The organism is Pantoea sp. X-Soil-MYKO-1785 (genome assembly GCF_059730675.1).
Genome location: NZ_AP036001.1, coordinates 101,264 through 120,232 on the forward strand (window position 1 = coordinate 101,264; position 18,969 = coordinate 120,232).

Consider the following 18,969-nt stretch of genomic DNA (forward strand, 5'->3'; position numbering starts at 1 on the left):
TCAGTAATGATTAAATAAAAGTAAAAAAATAAACGGCAGGATTTCCCGGGTGTTAACTTTATTTAACCGCTGGTGTGGTTATATAAAAAGCTAATTATTTCGCGCTGTGCTACGCTGGCTGCCCCACCTCAGAGGATACGGACATGACCTGGTTAAGCTTTCTTTTCGACGCGTTGCACAACAACGAAACGAATACACAGTGTCCGGAGTGTAAGAAATTCTCCAGGCAGTTGATCGCGAAAAAGAACAAAGGTCAGGCTGTGTTGTGTCCGCACTGTAAGTCGCTGTTCATTATCTGACATGATTTCAAAAAGCCGCGGCTTGTGACGGCTTGCTCAATCGGACGGCAACCCCGCGTTGCTGCCCGCTGGATGGGTTGTTTTATTTTTTATATTTTTCAATAGAATCATCACTTTAGTTGGCAGCTTTTCTGACGCAACTCACTGAGTCTTAATCATCTCATACGGGTTAACGCTCATATTCAATGAAGTATCGGTCAGATTCACGCTTTTCCACGAACTCGAATGGCGCAGGCGTAATGACATGCTGACCCGACCGCCAGACATCATTAATTCTTTCAATTGTGTCACCCTCCTGTAGCGGAAACGTTGTGCTGACGCGTAACACCGCGGTGCGGCCATTTTCAAAATCGACCTCGTACAGTGCAATATTTCTGGCGGGAAGAATCGTTCTTGCGTGAATTATTTTGCCGTGCAGTTCACTACAGGCTGATTTTTTCATGATAAACCTCTTATCTATTCATGTGCTTAATCCGCAGCAGAAAGATTTATTTCTTCTCTGCTTTTTTTTGGCATCAATTAATCGGGCTGATATAAATTTATCCGTAACGATAAATATAGCCATTCTGGCAGAAATAAATGAGAGCTTCAGCGTAGCCTGAATGATTAAAAGATGGGTGAAAAAGCAGGGTTTTAAAATAATGTGATCCGTGCCCCAGATTAATGCAAAGAACCGCGGCCACAAATAAAATAAACCAGCGTTCAGGCTCAACATTTACTGGCTGCACGCATTGATTATCTGCCCGCGCCAGCCGTTCGGGCATTATGCTACGCCTTTGCGCCGTATTTATCGCCAGCGGCAGGTAGCCAGCTGTAACCGCAATTAATACAGCCACGCCATGAAGACGCATACCTGATGAGACTCCAGCGGGCGTGGCTAAATTAAAACTACTGCTCCGGGTGCCTCCCGGTGGGCTATCAGGGGTCAAAACAGCCCGTGACAGATGACACACAACGAATGACTCGTCAGACCCTTTACACCCCGCCGCGCAGGGGGATTAGCAGCAACGCTGGCACCATAGCACTTAACAATACTGGTTAATATTTAATCTTTTTTCTTTCAGAATAGCGCACGGTTGTCGCAGGAAAACGGTAAACATCTGGTTTCAGACTGAAAGGATACAATCCGTTATTTTCCGGCTGCTTAATACCGACTCCCGCAGGTGCCGCGCGAAGTACGCGGCGTAACGGCGCGTGCTGTGAGTACTGATGCCTTTGCGTTCTATCTGCCGTCGCCAGCTGAACGGGCAGAATGCGACAAACCTGTAGCATCGTGCCGCGCCAGTGATGTTGGCTAAGCTGCGGCTTGCACTATGACAATGCTCCAGGCGAAGCCGCAGTTTGCCTCGCGCCTTTGTCATGGCGAAGCCGCTACTTTTGCCACTGGCCAGGCTAAGCTGCAAATCAAAGCCGTCAGCAATCCGTCCCGGGAACCGGACGCTATGCCACCTTGCTGTCGTTCAATTTAATAGCGAGCTAGATTGTGATATTTTAATATATTGCGCACTATTTACTGCTGCGCTTTATGTGTTAGATTAGCGCTAACGATGGTTAAGCGACCCTCGGAGAAAGCACGTTTATTTGCCCTGGCTGCTGCTGGCCGGGCTTTTTTTTGTCCTGAATCCGGCAACCGGACGACAGTCGGTGTGTGCGCAGAGTGGCGAATAAAGAGCTCTGCGACGCTGTCAGCCGCGCCTTCTCAGCCCGCTACGACAAGCCAGCCTCAACGAGGACAGCGCGTAAAGCTTCCCGCACTTCACCCTCTCTTCTTCAGGTTTTGCCAGGGCCGCCGATCCTGACTCCACCGTGACCTGATTCAGGACGCGATTGTCATAACGGCTACGACGTCTGAGTTGTTGAACAGGGGAGAATCGGGGATGAGCATCGCCAGCAAAGGCGAATCATTACAGCAAAGGCGAAGCATTAGCCGGGAGAAAAGATAAGTGAACTGCGGCAGATTCATGCCGCTCTCTGTTAAAAAATGAGCCGGAGTGAACCGACAATATGCATGTTCACTCCGTTGTTTTATCCCGCGTTGAGCGACTTAGCTCCCGGCGCTGGCTCTTTGCTTAAGCGCATACACCAATACCACTGCGAAACAGATCATCGGCAGCGCGTAGGAAACGGCGGTGGTGTAATGATCGGCGATAGCGCCCATCATATAGGGCATCACCGCGCCCCCGACAATCGCCATGATCATCACTGAACTGGCCCGTTTGGTTTGCTTGCCCATATTCTTCACCCCCATGGCAAAAAGGGTCGGGAACATGATCGACATAAAGAAGAATATCGCCACCAGGGCAATCACTGAGACATTGTCGATACCGGCAACCACCACGGCGCACAGCACGATATTGATAATGGCATAAGCCACCAGCAGGGTAGCCGGGCGGATAAAACCCATCAGCCAGGTACTGAAGAAACGGCCAACCATAAAGCTGATCATGCCCACCGACAGCAGATAAGAGGCATTCTGATTCGACAGCGTATGCCAGTGCTCGGTGGTGTAGTTGATAAAGAAAGCGCCAACCCCAACCTGGGCGGCGACGTAAAAGAACTGGGCAATCACGCCGCCGGTAAAATGGCCATGCTGCCATAATCCTTTCGTAATGCCCTGGTCTGCATCAGTGCTCTGCTCACGAATATCCGGCAACTTCGTCCGTCCGAAGAGGAAGGCAATCAGCAGCACTAAAAAAGCAATCGCGACGTAGGTGGTTTTCACTGACGAGAGCCCGTCAGCGGTGGTGCTTTGTGTGGCGGAAAAGAACAGCGAGCCGCCAATCACCGGACCAATAAACTGCCCTAAGCCGTTAAACGACTGTGACAGATTCAGACGGCGTTCTGCGCCAGCCGGGTCGCCCAGCACGGTTGCAAACGGGTTAGCGGCGGTTTCGAGACATCCCAGCCCGAGGGCGATCACAAACAGCGCCAATAGAAACAGGCTAAAGCTGCCCGCCGAGGCGGCCGGAACAAACAGCAATGCGCCCACTGCGTAGAGGCATAAACCGACCAGGATGCCGGCTTTATAGCCGAAGCGATCCATAAAAAAACCAGCCGGCAGGGCAATAATAAAATAGGCACCGAAATAGGCGGCCTGTAACAGCCCGGACTGCGCCTTATTCACGTGTAACACCTCCTGGAAATGCTTATTCAGCACATCCAGCAGCCCGTAGGATAATCCCCACAGGAAAAACAGCGTGGTGACCAGAATAAACGCCAGACGGAAGCCGGAGGTGGTTTTGCGCTCCGCATAGGCCGTAGCAGCAGTTTTATTGGCGAACATAGTGTATTCCTCAGTATCTGGTGGTGACTGCAGGAGTAGGGTCAGCCCGGATGGCTGGTTTTTTTATGTCAGATAACCTGAAAAACGGTCAGCTCTCTGGAATAACCAGAGGCACTACGGCTGTTCTGTCAGTGAAAAAATGCGCGTCATTGCTACCCACTTTTCCCCCGCAGGAGTCCAGGGGGTGGGGCGCTGATATCTCCACATCAGGGCTTCCCATTCGCAGACTTTCGGATCCTCAAGGCTGCGACGTTCGAATAGCGCGGGGTCAAAGTCGTCCGTGGTTTCGATCACCATCATCAGCCGGTTACCCAGCCGGTAAATTTCCATCCCGGCAATGCCGTAGCGACGCAGGTGCGCGGTAATCTCCGGCCAGATCTGCTGGTGATAGCGTTGATACTCTGCAATAAGACGCGGATCGTCGCTGAGATCCAACGCCTGGCAAAAGCGGCGCGTCATGTCAACGCCCGATCAAGGTGGGTGTAACCGCCATCGACGGTCAGCCACTGTCCTGTGGTGTGCGACGCGCGCGAAGAGAGCAGGAAGACCACCGTATTGGCGATCTCCTGCGGCGTGGTCATGCGCTGCCCCAGCGGAATATGTGAGGTGATTTTTTGCAGTTTCTCTTCATGCCGATCGAAGCTTTGGATCCAGCGCGCATAGAGTGGCGTCATCACTTCAGCCGGGATAACCGCATTGACGCGGATACCCTCGTCCAGCAGGGCCGCCGCCCATTCACGGGTCAGCGCCAGAATGCCGCCTTTGGCCGAGGCATAGCCGCTGGTATTACCCTGACCGGTTAACGCGGTTTTCGAACTGATATTCACGATCGCGCCCCGGCTGGCACGCAGCGCGTTCAGGCACAGGTGCGCCATCAGGTAGTAGTGAATCAGATTCTGTTCGAGCGACTGCACAAAGGCGGCGCGTCCGGCATCCAGACCCACGTTGTCATTGGCACCGGCGTTGTTCACCAGGCCGTCAATCGAGGGATAACGGCTCAGGATCTGATCCAGCGCGGCCTTGCAGCTCGCTTCGTCGCGCAGTTCGGCGAGCACAAAGCTGGCCTGTGGCGAGAGTTGTTGCAGCTTATGCATCAGCTCATTGGCCGGTTCGGTGTTGCTGACGATCACCGGAATAGCCCCTTCTTCGGCCAGCGTCAGTGAGATTGCCTCACCAATGCCGGAACCGCCGCCGGTGACGATTACCACTTTATTTTGCAGATAGAGATTCATCGTGTGTGTCCTGTAATCGGTAGAGAGAGCAGGCATTGCCGCCATAAATGGCTGCCTGTTCGGCGGCACTGAGTGTTGCTATCGCCGGTTGCCAGAGTTGCCAGGGATTTTCATCGGGGCTGGCCAACAGCGAGACCGGCCAGTCAGAGCCGAACAGCAGTCGTTCGCTGCCGAAAATCTCCAGTGCGGCATCGAAAAAAGGCAGCAAATCGTCGGCTGACAGTCCCACCGGGCGTGGCTCAGTCAGCAGGCCGGAGAGCTTACAGCTGACATGTTTCAACGCTTTCAGCGGCGCAATCTGCTGCTGCCAGTGGCTGGCCCCCAGCGTCAGATCGGGCTTGCCGAAGTGATCGAGCACCAGAAAATGCTGGTCATGGCGCTGCGCGAACTCAACGGCTTCGGCCAGATGGTGATGCGTCACCAGCAGTTCATAGAGATATTCCCGCTGCTGAAGCTGGCGAATTCCGGCATTGATGGCCGGATCGGCCAGCCACTGCGCCGGATAAGGCTCGTCCTGGACCGGATGACGAAAACCGCGCAACAACGGATGGGCTAGCGCCTCCAGCTGTCGCGGCAGATCGCCGTCGCGCAGATCGATCCAGCCGGTGACCGCCGCGACATAATCGGTCTGGTCTGCAATATCCAGCAGCCAGCGGGTTTCCTCCAGGCTGCATCGCGCCTGCACCAGCACCGTTTTCTGCACCTCGTGGCGGCGCAGCAGTGGACGCAGCGTTTCCGGCAAAAAATCCTGTTTCAGCACTGCCATGTCATCGTTGATCCAGCGGTAATCCTGCGCTGTGTAGCGCCAGAAATGCTGGTGGCTGTCGACTCGCATCATCGGCATTCTCCTTTGCGTCTCAGGCGTGGTAGCGATATTTATCGATCGATGCCTGATGCATTTCGATGGAGAAGCCAGGTGATTTGGGCGGCATATAGGCGGCACCGCGGATCTCGCAGGGATCGACAAAATGCTCATGGAGGTGGTCAACGTATTCGATAACCCGGCCTTCATGGGTTCCGGCGATGCAGAGATAATCGATCATCGAAAGGTGCTGCACGTACTCGCATAACCCGACTCCACCAGCATGCGGGCAGACCGGCAGGTTGTATTTGGCCGCCATCAGCATCACCGCCAGCACTTCGTTGATGCCGCCCATGCGGCAGGCGTCAATCTGCACCACATCAATCGCTTCGCGCATGATGAACTGCTTAAACATGATGCGGTTCTGGCACATCTCGCCGGTGGCGACCTTGACCGGCGCGACACCCTGACGAATGGTGCGATGGCCTTCGATATCATCCGGACTGGTCGGTTCTTCGATAAACCAGGGATCGGCAAACGCCAGCGCATTCACCCACGGAATGGCATCGCGGGTTTCCCACACCTGATTGGCGTCGATCATCAGCTTGCGGTCCGGACCGATCACTTCGCGGGCAATCCGCACCCGGCGAATGTCATCTTCCAGGTCACGTCCGACTTTCAGCTTCAGGTAATCGAAGCCGGCATCGACCGCCTGCTGACACAAACGGCGCAGCTTGTCGTCGGGATAGCCCAGCCAGCCGGCCGAGGTGGTGTAGCAGGGGTAACCTTCCGCCAGCAGTTTTTCAAGGCGCTGTGCTTTGTTGTCTGCACGCTGTTGCAGCAGCGTCAGCGCCTCCTGCGGAGTGATGCAGTCGGTGATGTAGCGAAAATCAATGCAGCGCACCAGCTCTTCCGGCGTCATATCCGCCACCAGCTGCCATACCGGTTTGCCGACCGCTTTACTCCATAAATCCCATACCGCATTCACTACGGCACCGGTCGCCAGATGGATAGCGCCTTTGTCCGGCCCAATCCAGCGCAGCTGGCTGTCGCTGGTGAAATCCCGCCAGAATTTTCCCATATCGGCAGTAATATCCGCCAGTCGGCGGCCAACGATCAGATGCTGCAGTGCGCCGATCGCGGCACAGCAGATTTCGTTACCACGCCCGATGGTGAAGGTCAGGCCGTGGCCCTGCAGCGTCGGATGGTCGGTTTCCAGAATCACATACGCCGCGGAGTAGTCGGGATCCGGGTTCATCGCATCCGAACCGTCCATCGTCAGCGACGTCGGGAAGCGCACATCCTCTACACGTAAAGCCGTAATCGTCGTCATCGAAAATTCCTTCCGCTGTAATGAGGCTATGCCTGTACCGTCTTTTGACGCTGTTCACCCAGTCCTTCAATCCCAAGGTGCATAACCTGACCGGCTTTCAGATACAGCGGCGGTTTTTGTCCCAGACCGACGCCCGGCGGAGTACCGGTAGAGATGATGTCGCCGGGTTGCAGGCTCATAAAACGGCTGAGATAACTGATGATTTCGGGAATGCGGAAAATCATGGTGCGGGTATTACCGTTCTGATAACGCCGGCCATCCACTTCCAGCCACAGGTTTAGCTGATGCGGATCGGGAATTTCATCGGCGGTAACCAGCCACGGACCAATCGGACCAAAGGTGTCGCAGCCTTTGCCTTTGTCCCAGGTTCCGCCGCGCTCAATCTGAAATTCCCGTTCAGAGACGTCGTTGATCACGCAGTAACCGGCGACGTGTGCCATGGCATCGGCTTCGCTGATATAGCGGCCGCCGGTGCCGATCACCACGCCCAGCTCAACTTCCCAGTCGGTTTTCACCGAATCACGCGGGATTTCGACGTCATCGTTCGGGCCGACAATGGCGCTGGTCCATTTACTGAAGACCACCGGTTCTTTCGGGATTTCAGCTCCGGTCTCGGCCGCGTGATCGGCGTAGTTCAGGCCGATACAGATAAATTTCCCGCTTCTGGCGACGCATGCGCCCAGACGGGGTTCACCGCTCACCAGCGGCAGGCTGTGCGGATCGAGCTGGCGCAATGCGTTCAGCGTCGCCGGTTGCAGGGCATCGCCGTCGATGTCGGCGACGTGAGCAGTGAGATCGCGCAGTCTTCCGTTGCTGTCCAGCAGCCCGGGGCGTTCGGAACCTGGGTTGCCGTAACGTAGTAGTTTCATCGATCACTATCCTTCTGTGAAATGTCAGGGAAGCAGAGCGGCTGCGGGATCAGTTACTCCAGCCGCCGTCAATAATCTGTACCGTGCCAGTGGTGTAGGAACTGGCATCAGAGGCAAGATAGAGCGCCAGCTGGGCGATCTCGTCGGTTTTACCCATCCGGCCAATCGGCTGACGGGCAACAAACGCCGCATAAACGTCGGCTTCGCTGCGTCCTTCGGCCAGTGCCTGGGCGGTAATGCGCTGGCGCAGGGAAGGCGATTCCACCGTGCCGGGGCAAATCGCATTACAGCGGATGCCACGGGTGACGTAATCTGCTGCCACCGAACGGGTCAGGCCAATCACTGCCGCTTTTGAGGCGCTGTAGGCAAAGCGGTTTGGCACGCCTTTGATACTGGAGGCGACCGACGACATGTTGATCACCGAGCCGTAATTGCGCTCCAGCATCGCTGGCAGAAAAGCGCGGATCATGCGGAACATCGCGGTGATATTGAGATCCAGCGCGAACTGCCATTCGCTTTCGCTGCAGCTGATTATGTCGCCGCTGTGAACCACACCGGCGCAGTTAAACAGCACATCGAGCGGACCGGTGGTTTCTGCCAGCGCGGCGATCGCCTGAGGATCGGTGACGTCGAGCCGCTGCGCTGTGATTCCCGGTATCTGCTGTAACGCGCTGATATTGATATCGGTGGCAATCACCTCTGCACCTTCACGGGCAAACAGGGCTGCGGTGGTGAAACCAATGCCTTGTCCAGCGGCGGTAATCAGTACTTTTTTCCCTGCCAGGTTCATGGTGACTCCCAATCAACGATCATTTTATAGGTCTAATGGTCAGGCCATTAGGGGTGAAAAAAAAGCGTTAAAACCAGTGCTTTTTGCTAAGATGTCCAGCAAGCTTCTGCTTAAAACGCCATTTCGGTTAACCAATTTTTTACATGCATAAAACAAAGCAGCAAGATTTTTGTCTGGAAAATGCTAGCTGAATCACTTAATGAGAATTGACCTCAGGTGTCCGATGCCGATAAAAAGATTAGAAAACCCAAGGATTTACAGGCAGATAGCTGACCAGCTAAAAACATTAATTGATAATAAAGAGTTTCCACCCGGCAGCCGACTGCCAGCCGAGCGTGAATTAGCCAGTCTGCTGCAGGTCAGCCGCGCGTCGGTGCGGGAAGCATTGATCGCGCTTGAAGTGATTGGGCTGGTGGATGTGCGGGTCGGTAACGGCGTGATTGTACGTCAGCCGCCAGCTCAACCGGCTGCGCCTTCTCAGGAACCGGTGATGTCGCAGGCGGGCCGCAATCAGTGGGCCGACGTTGATGATGAGCTGAACATTGAACTGGACTTTACCGCTGAGCTGCCGCCATTTTCGCTGTTACAGACCCGCCGGTTGATCGAACCCGAAACGGCTGCGCTGGCGGCAAGAAACGCCACTGATGAAGAACTTGCTGCGATCAGGCAGGCATATGAGCAAAATTGCTACGATAATCGCAATGGTTCGGCGACCCACCCTGGCGATCGTCTGTTCCATATCCGCATTGCTCAGGCCAGTGGAAATCCCGCCTATGCATTTATCATCGGCCATCTGCTGGGCCACCGTTACGGCACTATGTTCCGCAGCTTGCAGCTACACTACACTCCACAGGACATGCCGCACCGTTCTGAGATTGAACATCTCGCCATTCTGAATGCGCTGGAAGCGCGTGACAGCCGTGCCGCGAAGAAGGCAATGAAGGAGCATCTGGATGCGGTGATTAAGATTTTCGGCCAGGGGTGATACAGCGCGTGCCGCGACCGCGCGGTTGGGTTATCCGCGTTAGCTGTCGCAGCAGGTCAGCGTCACAATTTTTAATCTGCATTTGATCACCATCCGATACCATTAATCAGGGAACAGAGAGAATGCCAGACCGCAAAAAGATCCTGCTCACCGGTGCCAGTGGCCGGATTGGCCGCACCTGCTTCAGCGCTTTGAGTGAAGCCTATGAGTTCATCCTGACCGACCTGAAACTGCCGGATTATGAAATCGCGACGCCGCATCAGTTTATCGCCGCCGATCTTTCACTGCCGGGCGCGGCGGCAACGCTGCTGGCCACCGCGCAGCCTGATACCATCGTCCACCTGGCCGGTATCCCGCATGCCGATGCCACCTTCGAACAGCTGCTGCCTGCCAATATCCTTGCCGTCACCTGGCTGCTTGAAGCCGCTGCCGCCACTGCCTGTCGTCGTTTTGTTTTTGCCAGCAGCGCCCAGACCATTGAGGGTTATCCGGTTGATGTACAGATCCAGCCAGCGATGGCGGTTGCGCCGGCTAATCTGTACGGCGTCACCAAGTGTTTCGGTGAGGCGCTCTGCTCTTTTTATGCCAGTCAGCGCGGGCTTTCCTGTATCGCGCTCAGAATCGGGGCTTTTGAACCACCACAGGCCGGCGTGCTGAAAAATGCCCGCGACTACAGCGCCTGGCTGAGTCCGCAGGATGCGGTCAGGCTGCTAACCTGTGCGATTGAGGCGGAAAATATCAGCTTCTTTATCGGCTATGGAATTTCAGATAATCGGTTTAAGCGCTTTGACCTCACCGCGACCCGGGAAGTGCTGGGTTATCAACCGGTGGATGACGCCTTCCGGCAATTCGGCACGGCATCGCTAAACTTCTGACGGAATATTTCTCATTACGTCTAACTGCGTTGAAATCGCGGGCCCGTGTCTGAGGGAAGGATGAACAGACAGAGACGACATTGATGCGGGCAGGGCTGATGCCCGCCATCGCGGTAACACCTCATCTTCATCCTGTTAACCGAACATGAACATCTCTCATGTTCGGTGAAATTAAATCACTTTTTTTCACTCTCCGTCTGAGGCATAAAGGATGCATTGTTAATATCAATTGATAATATGAAGATTCGCCAGCGCTGCCCGGTTTCTCTCCGCAAAATATTGCGAATCTCATATTTTATATCAGACGATCAGGGTGCCAGATTGCGATGAATAATGCGTTTACATTTACTCTTAAAAGTCTGCGTTTCGACGAGAACTATAATCCGTCTGAAAATACGCGCATCACCACTAATTTTGCCAACTTAGCGCGGGGTGAAAAGCGTCAGGATAATTTACGCAACGCGCTGGTCATGATTGATAACCGTTTTAACTCGCTGGCGAACTGGGATAACCCGAAAGGTGACCGTTATTCGGTAGAGCTGGAAATCATCTCGGTTGAGTTGGCGATCAATGCGCAAGGCCGTGCGGATGCTTTCCCGGTGATTGAAGTTTTAAAAACGCATATTATTGATCATCACACCCAGCAGCGCATTGAAGGCATTGTCGGCAATAACTTCTCATCGTATGTGCGTGATTATGATTTCAGCGTGGTGTTGCCCGCCCACAATAAGAACAGAACTGAATTCAGCACGCCGGAAAATTATGGCGTGCTGCATGGAAATATCTTCAAAAGCTTCGTTAACTCAGCGGCCTATAAAGAGAAATTCAGTAAATCGCCGGTGATATGCCTGAGCGTCTCCAGTAAAAATACCTATCACCGCACCGGCAATCATCATCCGGTGCTGGGTGATGAATATGCCCAGAATGAAACCTCGCTGACCGATGACTATTTCGCGAAGATGGGCCTGCGGGCGCGTTATTTCATGCCGCGTAACAGCGTTGCGCCGCTGGCTTTTTATTTCCAGGGTGATCTGCTGCATGATTACAGCAACCTCGAACTGATTAGCACCATCAGCACCATGGAAACGTTTCAGAAAATATACCGGCCTGAAATTTACAATGCCAATTCAGCAGCGGGAAATGTCTATCAGCCCAGCCTGACGCATCAGGATTATTCATTAACGCGCATTGTTTACGATCGCGAAGAGCGCAGCCAGCTGGCCGTTGAACAGGGTAAATTTACGGAAGAACTTTTCATTAAGCCCTGGCAGACGCTTCTTGAACAATGGTTTGCCCAGCCCGTTGTTTGAACCCTCTAAATAAAAAGGTTATTTATTATGAACACATTATTACCGACATCGACTGCTGGCAGTTTACCTAAACCTTCATGGCTGGCCCAACCTGAAACCCTGTGGTCGCCGTGGAAATTGCAGGGTGATGAATTAGCTGAGGGCAAACTTGATGCGCTGCGTATCAGCCTGGCAGATCAGCTGCACTCAGGCATCGATATTGTCAGTGATGGTGAGCAAACACGTCAGCATTTTGTCACCACTTTTATTGAACACCTCAGCGGTGTCGACTTTGAAAAACGTCAGATCGTCAAAATCCGCGATCGTTATGATGCGAGCGTGCCTTCAGTAGTCGGTGAGGTTGCCCGCCTGAAGCCGGTATTTGTTGAAGACGCCCGGTTTTTGCGTCAGCTGACCCGCCAGCCGATCAAATGGGCGCTGCCCGGCCCGATGACGATGATTGATACGCTTTATGACGGTCACTACAAAAGCCGTGAAAAACTCGCCTGGGAATTTGCCAAAATCCTCAACCAGGAAGCCAGAGAATTAGAGGCGGCCGGCGTCAATATCATCCAGTTTGATGAACCCGCCTTTAACGTCTTCTTCGATGAAGTCAACGACTGGGGCATTGCCGCGTTAGAACGAGCCGTTGAAGGGCTTAAATGTGAAACGGCTGTCCACATTTGTTATGGCTACGGTATCAAAGCCAACACCGACTGGAAGAAGACGCTCGGCACCGAGTGGCGGCAGTATGAAGAGGTGTTCCCTAAGCTGCAGAAATCAGCCATCGACATCATTTCGCTGGAGTGTCAGAACTCACGCGTGCCGATGGATCTGATTGAGCTGATTCGCGGTAAAAAGGTGATGGTGGGGGCAATTGACGTGGCAACTAACGCCGTTGAAACCGCTGAAGAGGTCGCCAGTACCCTGCGTAAAGCGCTGCAATTCGTTGATGCAGATAAACTTTATCCGTCGACCAACTGCGGCATGGTGCCGCTATCCCGTCAGGTTGCCAGCGGCAAACTGGCCGCGTTAAGCGCGGGTGCTGACATCGTGCGCCGGGAAATTCTCGGCAAATAATCCCCTTTCTGCACATCTGAAAAGGCTCAGTCCGGACCGTTTAATCCGGCCGGTTTTCGGAGATCTTCCGGACTGAGTTCATCTGGATCTGCGCCGTTTTAGCGGCTGTAAAAAGGGTCTTCTGCAAAACCCCTGCAAAACTCTTCTGCAAAACGGATTATTTTTTAACCACCAGATGCTTCCATCCCTGGTCACGATCGTCGTTATATTTATCTGTCATCTCCTGTCTTTTATGACCCAGCAGCGTACGTGTATCGACACCCTGTTTCCGGTAAAGCCGTTCTGACAGCGAACGCTGTTCATGGAAGGTTGGTGCTGCGCCTGTTTCCCATTTAAGGCCCGTTGCCTGACGAGCAGCCATGAAATGGGTCCGGAGGGTGTGTGACGTTATCGGGTCGCCTCTTTCAGATGATCCGCTTCTCCTCGTGTGATGCAGGATATAAGGGCTCAGAATATTATCGCGGCACCGGTTTAAGACCTCTTCCAGGCTCAGCCCGAGAACTTCACAGCGTAGGGATAGTGGAATAGCAATTCGCGCACCGGTTTTTTCCTGCTGTACATGAAGATAGCCGTCCCAGATATCTGAAAACTTCATTTTTGTTATATCGCTGATGCGCTGGCCGGTTAGTAATGCCAGCAGCATGGCACGCTGCAGATAAGCAGGATATGTCCCGCAGTCATATATTTTCTGCCAGGTTTCTATATCGAGCCGGGTACGTCTGATTCTGACTTTGGGTGCGCGGGTTAAAAGTGCAGGGTTAAATTCGGGGCTGACTTCCCCGGCTCTCTGGGATTCTTTGAAAAAATCCACAGCAATATTCCGAATAGCCTGTGCCATGGTGGATTTACCCTGCTCAATATAATGCTCAAGAATATTACTGATATCTTTTACCGAAACTTCATCCATATATTTCAATCCCAGCTCCCTAACGAGGACTCTGGTAACTGTTTTCCGGCTCCTGACTGTGGGCGTTTTTATTTCGCCGTTTTCAAAGCGCCTCTCCTGTATTCGAAGGTACTTTTCAGCCCAGCAGGAAACCGTTATTTTTCCGGCAACATCATCAGCAATGTGGCGACGCACTTGTAGCAAATTCTGCAGCCGGCTCTGCGCTAACCGGATATTGGCTTCAGTGGCGATTTGACGGGCTTCATTTTCATCTGTGCCGAGTCCATGAAACTTGCCGGTGACAGGGTGTTTATAACGCCAGTAAACACGCTTGGTGCGCGAATCCAGATAACATGAAAGCCCGGGTATAGTTACGTTATATTTTCTTGGTCTGGCCATCTTCAAGGATCCTTTTCAGCACAGGGTTATCATCTGTGTAAACCGCGGGCTTACCCTGCGTTCCTGTAAACCGGGCAGACCGGTCCACGCGCCAGCAGTTTCCGACCTTAACTGGAAGGGGATATATCATGCCGTTCTTCGCGTATTTGCTGAGAGTGGCGATTCCCGGAACGGGTTCACCAAACTCTTCTGCTGCCCATGCGGTTAATTTGATCATACGGGCCATAATTTTTTCCGCATAATTTCTGCTGTTCTGATCTGATGCCGCGTCTCACATGACTTCTGCGGCGAGCATAATATTTTATTCCGCTTTATCCGGGACCGGCCCGTGCCTGGTAACAGGCTGTACGGTCACGGTAAGCTGACAGGTTTGCTGTCATTACCATCGCTTTTTCCCCAGGCATTGCGTTTTGCCGTCTGGCAGAACTGTTTTCTTAATCCGGCCCACTCCCTGTCTGCTTCAGAGCAGGGCAGTGAACGCGCTTTTTCCCATAATGTTGCTGCACGACCATACAGGTTCAGCCTTTCAGCCCTGGCGGCCTCGATGGCATACGAACCATAGGTCGTCAGGATTTCCCCGCTGACGGGGTCTTTCCATATCCACATTTCACTGCTCCTGTTCAGTACCCGGCTCAGAGGGCATACGGCCTGTCTTCTGCTCACTGAGTTCTTCTCTTCTTATACGCGCGACATCCGTTGCCTTACTCAGCAGGTTAGTGTCATCCGACAGCATCTGGGCTGCGTAGCGGTAGCAACGGGCCAGCTCATCAATGGTCTCTGCCTTCGCAGCTGCCTCGGTGAAATCAGCCAGGAGCGTTTCTGCCGTTCGCTTTGCCGGTGACGGGCTTTCGGGCGTTCCCTGAGAGGTCCTGGTCACGGCGTTTTTGCCGGCAGTTTCTTCTGATGTCGTCAACGGTTCTGAACGTTCTGCCGGCCTGGCCTCCGGTTCAGTGTGCTGAGCCGGTCTGGTTTCCGTCTGGGCATTGATGAGGGCATTCAGATCTTCTGCTGTTTCCACCGGCGTGATGTCACGCATAGGAGGCGTCTCTGACCCGATCTCATCCGGGGTATAAACCCCGAGAATGACATCCGGACAGTGCAGCCGGGCCCAGCGCTTCACTGCCAGGTACGCTAACTGCTGCTTAGGATCCGTGGCCCAGAGCGGTGAGTTTCTGGGCTGTGCCTGGGAAAGCAGTAATTCAAGGACCCGGGGATGTTTCTCGCCTTTCATGGTTGCCCAGACACGTACGCCGCATTTCTCCTCATCTGTGAACGTCCAGGCCTGAACGTAAAATTTTTTGTCGCTGTCTTTTGCAGATGTTTTTTCTTTAAACCTGCCGATAACGTTTTCCCAGGGGCCGTACCACTCGTAATGAAGGCGATCATGAGTCGGTGCCATGCTCGTGATGACCGCGTTCACAAGTTGTGCCTCATACCCCAGAACACCGTGAACGAGGTGGGTTTTCTGCGCCACCGCGAAGGGGTTCATGCCCCACTGAACCGCCTGCATGCTTACGGCCAGGCAGTCGGAAGCATTACCTTTCAGGTGTGCAGGGACGGTAACGTGTCCCTCAGCCATGACAGCAGCAAAGCGGATGAGCTTATCGAGCCCGTCCGGGCTGAATACGGCCGAGCGGCTGTCTGTTCCGGTCAGGGATGTTTCGGTCATGTCGTTACTCATAGTCTGTCCTTTTTCCGGGCCCATTCAGGGCGTGAGATTTCTTGAATGCCACCCCAGTTACCTGTGATGACGCAGTCATGAAAGCGGTTCAGGTCACGCCGGAACAGATCGTAACCGGCTGCGACATCATCCCGGCTCAGCTCATAGAGGCGTACCGGATAGCGGCCACAGTCAGCCGATTCGCTGACGGCGATAAAAATGAACTGCGGGGTCTCACCGAAGTGCCGGCGGAAACCTTCGCGATACATGGCGACCTGGACGTGATAGCGGAACTCTTCGATGTGTCGCGCGAAGCGCGCCATGTCAGCGACTTTCTTCACATCCACCATGACGGGGCGCTCTGTCAGGTATTTATCCGGGCGGATGCGGCACAGCTCGTCTGTTTCATCATCCATCCAGTAGATGGACGCTTCACACTGCCCCGCGGCTTCCAGAAAAAAGCGCGCGCCGTGGTGGGAAAAGACGCTGTCGCGCATGAGCCAGAGTCTGCGGCCCTGTTCAGCGTCCATAACCTTTCTGCCGCTCTCAGCACACTCCTGCAGAAACTGTTTTTCGTCCGCCTTGCCAGCAGTGGTCCGCCGGTTAAATTCCGGCGCGACGATAAAGCGCGCATCAAACGCATCGGGTTCAAGCAGCAGGCAGTGCAGGGCAGTGCCCATATCCAGTGCTGTGATCTTCTCATCGTCGACCGGCGCATTTTTCCGCCAGAGGTAGATCGCCGGATCAACTGCAATATCATCCAGCTGTGATTTGCTGACGCCCGGGCCCGACTGATAGGCCTCATTACTGAGGCCAAAATAAATACCGGGTTTCATTGCGCAGGTTCCTCCCACCCAAGCACGACCTGAAGCTCGTAATTGCGGGTCGCCTGCAGGTAAGCCAGTTTCGTAATAAAATCGATGTAAGTCTCATTTGCTTCCAGATGAGCACAGCATTTCTTCACCTCAGGATGCAGGTTCCAGTGGCGGAACAGATAAAGATGATCCGGAAAGCAGGTCAGAAGTCGCTGTGCCTCATCATCGATCCACTGCTCCTTCCTTATCGCCTCCTGCTCCTGCACATCAAGCAGGTCCTTGTGTCTTTCCAGCAAAGCATATGGCGTCATCATGGCTGACCCTCCTTAAGCAGAATTCCGATAACACGATCGAAAGCCACCTGAATCAGCGGCAGTGGTGGTTGAGGTGGCAGTGCCGGAGAGGATGACGATGAAAAACTGGCACCGGTAACGATGTTTTCTGCTGAAAACTCGATATCGCGGATGGCGTGAGAAGGGCGAGCAAAAGCGGCATCGCCCCTGATGGCTGGTTGCATCATGGGAAATGGTCCTTTGAACAGTTGGGTTAAACGAATACGCTTAGTGAAAAGCCGGGCTGGCTGTCAGAAAGAGGTGTGGCCAGAAGGTAAAATGGAAATTTACCGGACAAGACCACAACCCGTTAAAGGGGGGTAGTTCAATACTCCTCCTCTTGTCTTGCGGCGTTCAGCGCGGCAAAGATACTCACCGGATCACCTGATATCAGTGTCCGGAGAATAATAATGCCGGTAGTTGTGACATCAGCTTCAGGGGCGGCTTCCAGTGCAGCCTCAACAACACGGATATGCTCAGAAAGACATAAAATGAAGCTCTTGATGGTGAGTATCGAACGCACACCATTGGTGATGTAATCAATTTTCACGGTTACTCCTTAATCGCGCTGGCCCGTCCTCAGCAGAAGGTCAGTGATTAAACATTGATGATTGGCTGCCTAAGCCAGCGGGGTGCCTAAGCGAAGCGCTGGCCTTAAATCTGTTTGTCATAATCTGCGTGACTGAGCAACTCCCAATGCTGTCCGTTATCTCTGGAGAGGAGCCGCCATTGCGGGGTGACCCGAAGCGTGAGGTATCTGTCACGACAGGTTCGCCTCGCCCGGATTTGTCCGGCACGCCATGAATGGATAATCCTTTCGGCGCGCTGTTTGATCCTTACCGGAGCACGAGGTTTCGGCATGAGCGCAACCTCATCTCAGCAGCACAGGCTGCCGCGAGTTTCTGAACAATAGGCACCATTCGGTTCAGCGAACCGGGTATGCCGATGAACATGCTATTACGGGCAGGGATATTCATGTCTCGTCTCCGTTGAGGTATAAAAAAACCGCCACAGCGGGCGGTTATGTTTACGTTATGAGAGACACCGTTATGACTGGTTATCCTCTTCTGCCTCTGGATCTGCACAGCAACAGCAGCCTGAAGGCCGTAAATCAGGGTGAATGTCGACAATAGGCGTGAGGGTTGAAGTCAGTAATTCATCCATTGAGCCCATTACGGCGCGCCGGTATGTTTCTCCTTCTTCTTTACTGATTTTTCCCTCCTTCTCACTCGCTTCGAACATATTTATTAATGAACACAGCTGATAAGCCACATTCAGCAGCGCTTCTGTGGCTTTTTCTGCAGTCTCACGATGTTGCATGATGACCTCCGGGTCAGGTGAATATGCTGTCGGTAAAGGGCTGGCGGAACGGCCACTTAAAGTTCGTATTTGCCTTTTTCATCTATGACGATGAGGCGTGTATTTCTGATGAAATCACTCATGTTCACGCCCACATCCTGCCAGTGGGCCAGCGCAAGCAGCACATCGCGGCGGGACTGGCAGTGACAGGCATTGACATACGCCTGCACGTGAACAAGAGCGAGGCTGCGCATTTCTTTCTGGCTCAGCACACGCGAAGGTTTGTTTTTGTGCATAGTTTTCTCCGGGTTTGGACGAAAAAAAACCGCCTTAATGGCGGTTTATGACTCAGGGGAGGGTTAAGGTTAAAATTGCTTGTTACCATCTCCTTCGGCTTCTGAATCGGCACAGCAGCAGCATGCAGGGCCTAAATCAGGATAGGCAGCAATAATAGGGTCCAGTAGTTCGGCATAAAGGATTTCCAGGATCACATTGACCTTGTGCATGTGGGTACCTGCCTGTTCTTCTGTAATTTTGCCCTCCTTTTCGTAACTGAACATCTGTTCAGCCGACATGTTGAGTACATCGGAGACCATATGTACGGTCTGGCTGATACGCACTGCAGCTTCGCGATATAACATAATTACTCCTTAGAAGAGTTTGCCATTCTGGCAGAGTGATAGGGTGGCAGAGCACGAGAGGCTCTGTGTGAGCATCTTCGTGATAAAAAAAATCCCGCAC

Annotated in this window: 26 protein-coding genes; 5 read left to right on the top strand and 21 right to left on the bottom strand. The window is 53.4% G+C overall.

Translation table 11 applies throughout. The features are described 5' to 3' along the window. The first annotated feature begins 143 nt into the window (after positions 1-143). Entirely contained in the window at positions 144-299 is a 156-nt protein-coding gene (locus AC6I8D_RS20300) for a YnfU family zinc-binding protein (protein ID WP_312053755.1), read from the top strand. Positions 300-468: 169 nt separating this feature from the next. Here AC6I8D_RS20300 and AC6I8D_RS20305 read toward each other — a convergent pair whose 3' ends face one another. The 9 genes from AC6I8D_RS20305 to AC6I8D_RS20345 all read right to left on the bottom strand — a co-directional run bounded on the left by AC6I8D_RS20305 (position 469) and on the right by AC6I8D_RS20345 (position 8,608). Next, positions 469-741: a hypothetical protein gene (locus tag AC6I8D_RS20305; RefSeq protein WP_497820742.1), complete on the bottom strand. Its 273-nt coding sequence runs from the start codon at positions 739-741 to the stop codon at positions 469-471. Positions 742-838: 97 nt separating this feature from the next. After that, entirely contained in the window at positions 839-1,150 is a 312-nt protein-coding gene (locus AC6I8D_RS20310) for a hypothetical protein (RefSeq protein WP_497820743.1), read from the bottom strand. Positions 1,151-2,343: 1,193 nt separating this feature from the next. Further along, a complete protein-coding gene (gene fucP, locus AC6I8D_RS20315; protein ID WP_497820744.1) occupies positions 2,344-3,582 on the bottom strand; it encodes an L-fucose:H+ symporter permease in 1,239 nt (412 codons plus the stop codon). 114 nt (positions 3,583-3,696) lie between these two features. Continuing rightward, positions 3,697-4,041: an L-rhamnose mutarotase gene (locus AC6I8D_RS20320; protein ID WP_497820745.1), complete on the bottom strand. Its 345-nt coding sequence runs from the start codon at positions 4,039-4,041 to the stop codon at positions 3,697-3,699. Then, positions 4,038-4,814, bottom strand: coding sequence for an L-fucose dehydrogenase (locus AC6I8D_RS20325; protein ID WP_312053761.1), 777 nt, complete (start codon positions 4,812-4,814; stop codon positions 4,038-4,040). The genes AC6I8D_RS20320 and AC6I8D_RS20325 overlap by 4 nt, the downstream gene beginning before the upstream one ends. Next, entirely contained in the window at positions 4,792-5,652 is an 861-nt protein-coding gene (locus AC6I8D_RS20330) for an amidohydrolase family protein (RefSeq protein WP_312757821.1), read from the bottom strand. The genes AC6I8D_RS20325 and AC6I8D_RS20330 overlap by 23 nt, the downstream gene beginning before the upstream one ends. Positions 5,653-5,671: 19 nt before the next feature. Beyond that, positions 5,672-6,949, bottom strand: a complete 1,278-nt coding sequence (locus AC6I8D_RS20335) for an L-fuconate dehydratase (protein ID WP_497820746.1) — start codon at positions 6,947-6,949, stop codon at positions 5,672-5,674. A gap of 26 nt (positions 6,950-6,975) precedes the next feature. Next, positions 6,976-7,818 (bottom strand): fumarylacetoacetate hydrolase family protein, encoded by an 843-nt coding sequence (locus AC6I8D_RS20340; RefSeq protein ID WP_312053766.1) that lies wholly within the window; start codon positions 7,816-7,818, stop codon positions 6,976-6,978. Between the two features lie 49 nt (positions 7,819-7,867). Next, complete coding sequence (locus tag AC6I8D_RS20345) at positions 7,868-8,608, bottom strand: SDR family oxidoreductase (RefSeq protein ID WP_497820747.1); 741 nt, start codon at positions 8,606-8,608, stop codon at positions 7,868-7,870. Positions 8,609-8,831: 223 nt separating this feature from the next. On the opposite strand from AC6I8D_RS20345, the gene AC6I8D_RS20350 reads away from it, so the two are divergent. From AC6I8D_RS20350 to AC6I8D_RS20365, 4 genes are all read left to right on the top strand, one after another. After that, complete coding sequence (locus AC6I8D_RS20350; RefSeq protein WP_312757829.1) at positions 8,832-9,593, top strand: FadR/GntR family transcriptional regulator; 762 nt, start codon at positions 8,832-8,834, stop codon at positions 9,591-9,593. A 122-nt stretch (positions 9,594-9,715) separates the two neighbouring features. Beyond that, positions 9,716-10,468: an NAD-dependent epimerase/dehydratase family protein gene (locus tag AC6I8D_RS20355; protein WP_312757831.1), complete on the top strand. Its 753-nt coding sequence runs from the start codon at positions 9,716-9,718 to the stop codon at positions 10,466-10,468. A 326-nt stretch (positions 10,469-10,794) separates the two neighbouring features. Beyond that, positions 10,795-11,778, top strand: a complete 984-nt coding sequence (locus AC6I8D_RS20360; protein WP_312757833.1) for a DUF1852 domain-containing protein — start codon at positions 10,795-10,797, stop codon at positions 11,776-11,778. Between the two features lie 27 nt (positions 11,779-11,805). Further along, positions 11,806-12,837 (top strand): methionine synthase, encoded by a 1,032-nt coding sequence (locus tag AC6I8D_RS20365; protein WP_497820748.1) that lies wholly within the window; start codon positions 11,806-11,808, stop codon positions 12,835-12,837. A gap of 157 nt (positions 12,838-12,994) precedes the next feature. Here AC6I8D_RS20365 and AC6I8D_RS20370 read toward each other — a convergent pair whose 3' ends face one another. The 12 genes from AC6I8D_RS20370 to AC6I8D_RS20425 all read right to left on the bottom strand — a co-directional run bounded on the left by AC6I8D_RS20370 (position 12,995) and on the right by AC6I8D_RS20425 (position 18,869). Beyond that, entirely contained in the window at positions 12,995-14,122 is a 1,128-nt protein-coding gene (locus AC6I8D_RS20370; RefSeq protein WP_497820749.1) for a phage integrase Arm DNA-binding domain-containing protein, read from the bottom strand. Continuing rightward, positions 14,100-14,348 (bottom strand): excisionase, encoded by a 249-nt coding sequence (locus AC6I8D_RS20375; protein ID WP_497820750.1) that lies wholly within the window; start codon positions 14,346-14,348, stop codon positions 14,100-14,102. The genes AC6I8D_RS20370 and AC6I8D_RS20375 overlap by 23 nt, the downstream gene beginning before the upstream one ends. Positions 14,349-14,473: 125 nt before the next feature. Beyond that, positions 14,474-14,728: an ANR family transcriptional regulator gene (locus AC6I8D_RS20380; protein ID WP_497820751.1), complete on the bottom strand. Its 255-nt coding sequence runs from the start codon at positions 14,726-14,728 to the stop codon at positions 14,474-14,476. Position 14,729: 1 nt separating this feature from the next. After that, on the bottom strand, positions 14,730-15,803 hold the full coding sequence (locus tag AC6I8D_RS20385) for a RecT family recombinase (protein ID WP_497820752.1): 1,074 nt from the start codon (positions 15,801-15,803) through the stop codon (positions 14,730-14,732). Next, positions 15,800-16,618 carry a PD-(D/E)XK nuclease-like domain-containing protein gene (locus tag AC6I8D_RS20390; protein WP_497820753.1) on the bottom strand — a complete coding sequence of 273 codons (819 nt, stop codon included), beginning with the start codon at positions 16,616-16,618 and terminating at the stop codon, positions 15,800-15,802. The genes AC6I8D_RS20385 and AC6I8D_RS20390 overlap by 4 nt, the downstream gene beginning before the upstream one ends. Then, entirely contained in the window at positions 16,615-16,911 is a 297-nt protein-coding gene (gene gamL, locus AC6I8D_RS20395; RefSeq protein WP_497820754.1) for a host nuclease inhibitor GamL, read from the bottom strand. The genes AC6I8D_RS20390 and gamL overlap by 4 nt, the downstream gene beginning before the upstream one ends. Continuing rightward, on the bottom strand, positions 16,908-17,117 hold the full coding sequence (locus tag AC6I8D_RS20400; RefSeq protein WP_497820755.1) for a hypothetical protein: 210 nt from the start codon (positions 17,115-17,117) through the stop codon (positions 16,908-16,910). Before AC6I8D_RS20400 ends, gamL begins: the two co-directional genes overlap by 4 nt. A gap of 137 nt (positions 17,118-17,254) precedes the next feature. After that, positions 17,255-17,479: a hypothetical protein gene (locus AC6I8D_RS20405; protein WP_069729679.1), complete on the bottom strand. Its 225-nt coding sequence runs from the start codon at positions 17,477-17,479 to the stop codon at positions 17,255-17,257. Positions 17,480-17,583: 104 nt separating this feature from the next. Next, the gene (locus tag AC6I8D_RS20410; protein ID WP_122983653.1) at positions 17,584-17,790 is read right to left on the bottom strand and encodes a ParE family toxin-like protein; all 207 of its coding nucleotides are present in this window, start codon (positions 17,788-17,790) and stop codon (positions 17,584-17,586) included. A 186-nt stretch (positions 17,791-17,976) separates the two neighbouring features. After that, entirely contained in the window at positions 17,977-18,249 is a 273-nt protein-coding gene (locus tag AC6I8D_RS20415) for a hypothetical protein (RefSeq protein ID WP_497820756.1), read from the bottom strand. A 56-nt stretch (positions 18,250-18,305) separates the two neighbouring features. After that, positions 18,306-18,524: a hypothetical protein gene (locus tag AC6I8D_RS20420; protein ID WP_497820757.1), complete on the bottom strand. Its 219-nt coding sequence runs from the start codon at positions 18,522-18,524 to the stop codon at positions 18,306-18,308. 69 nt (positions 18,525-18,593) lie between these two features. Beyond that, on the bottom strand, positions 18,594-18,869 hold the full coding sequence (locus tag AC6I8D_RS20425) for a hypothetical protein (RefSeq protein WP_497820758.1): 276 nt from the start codon (positions 18,867-18,869) through the stop codon (positions 18,594-18,596). Positions 18,870-18,969: the final 100 nt, after the last annotated feature.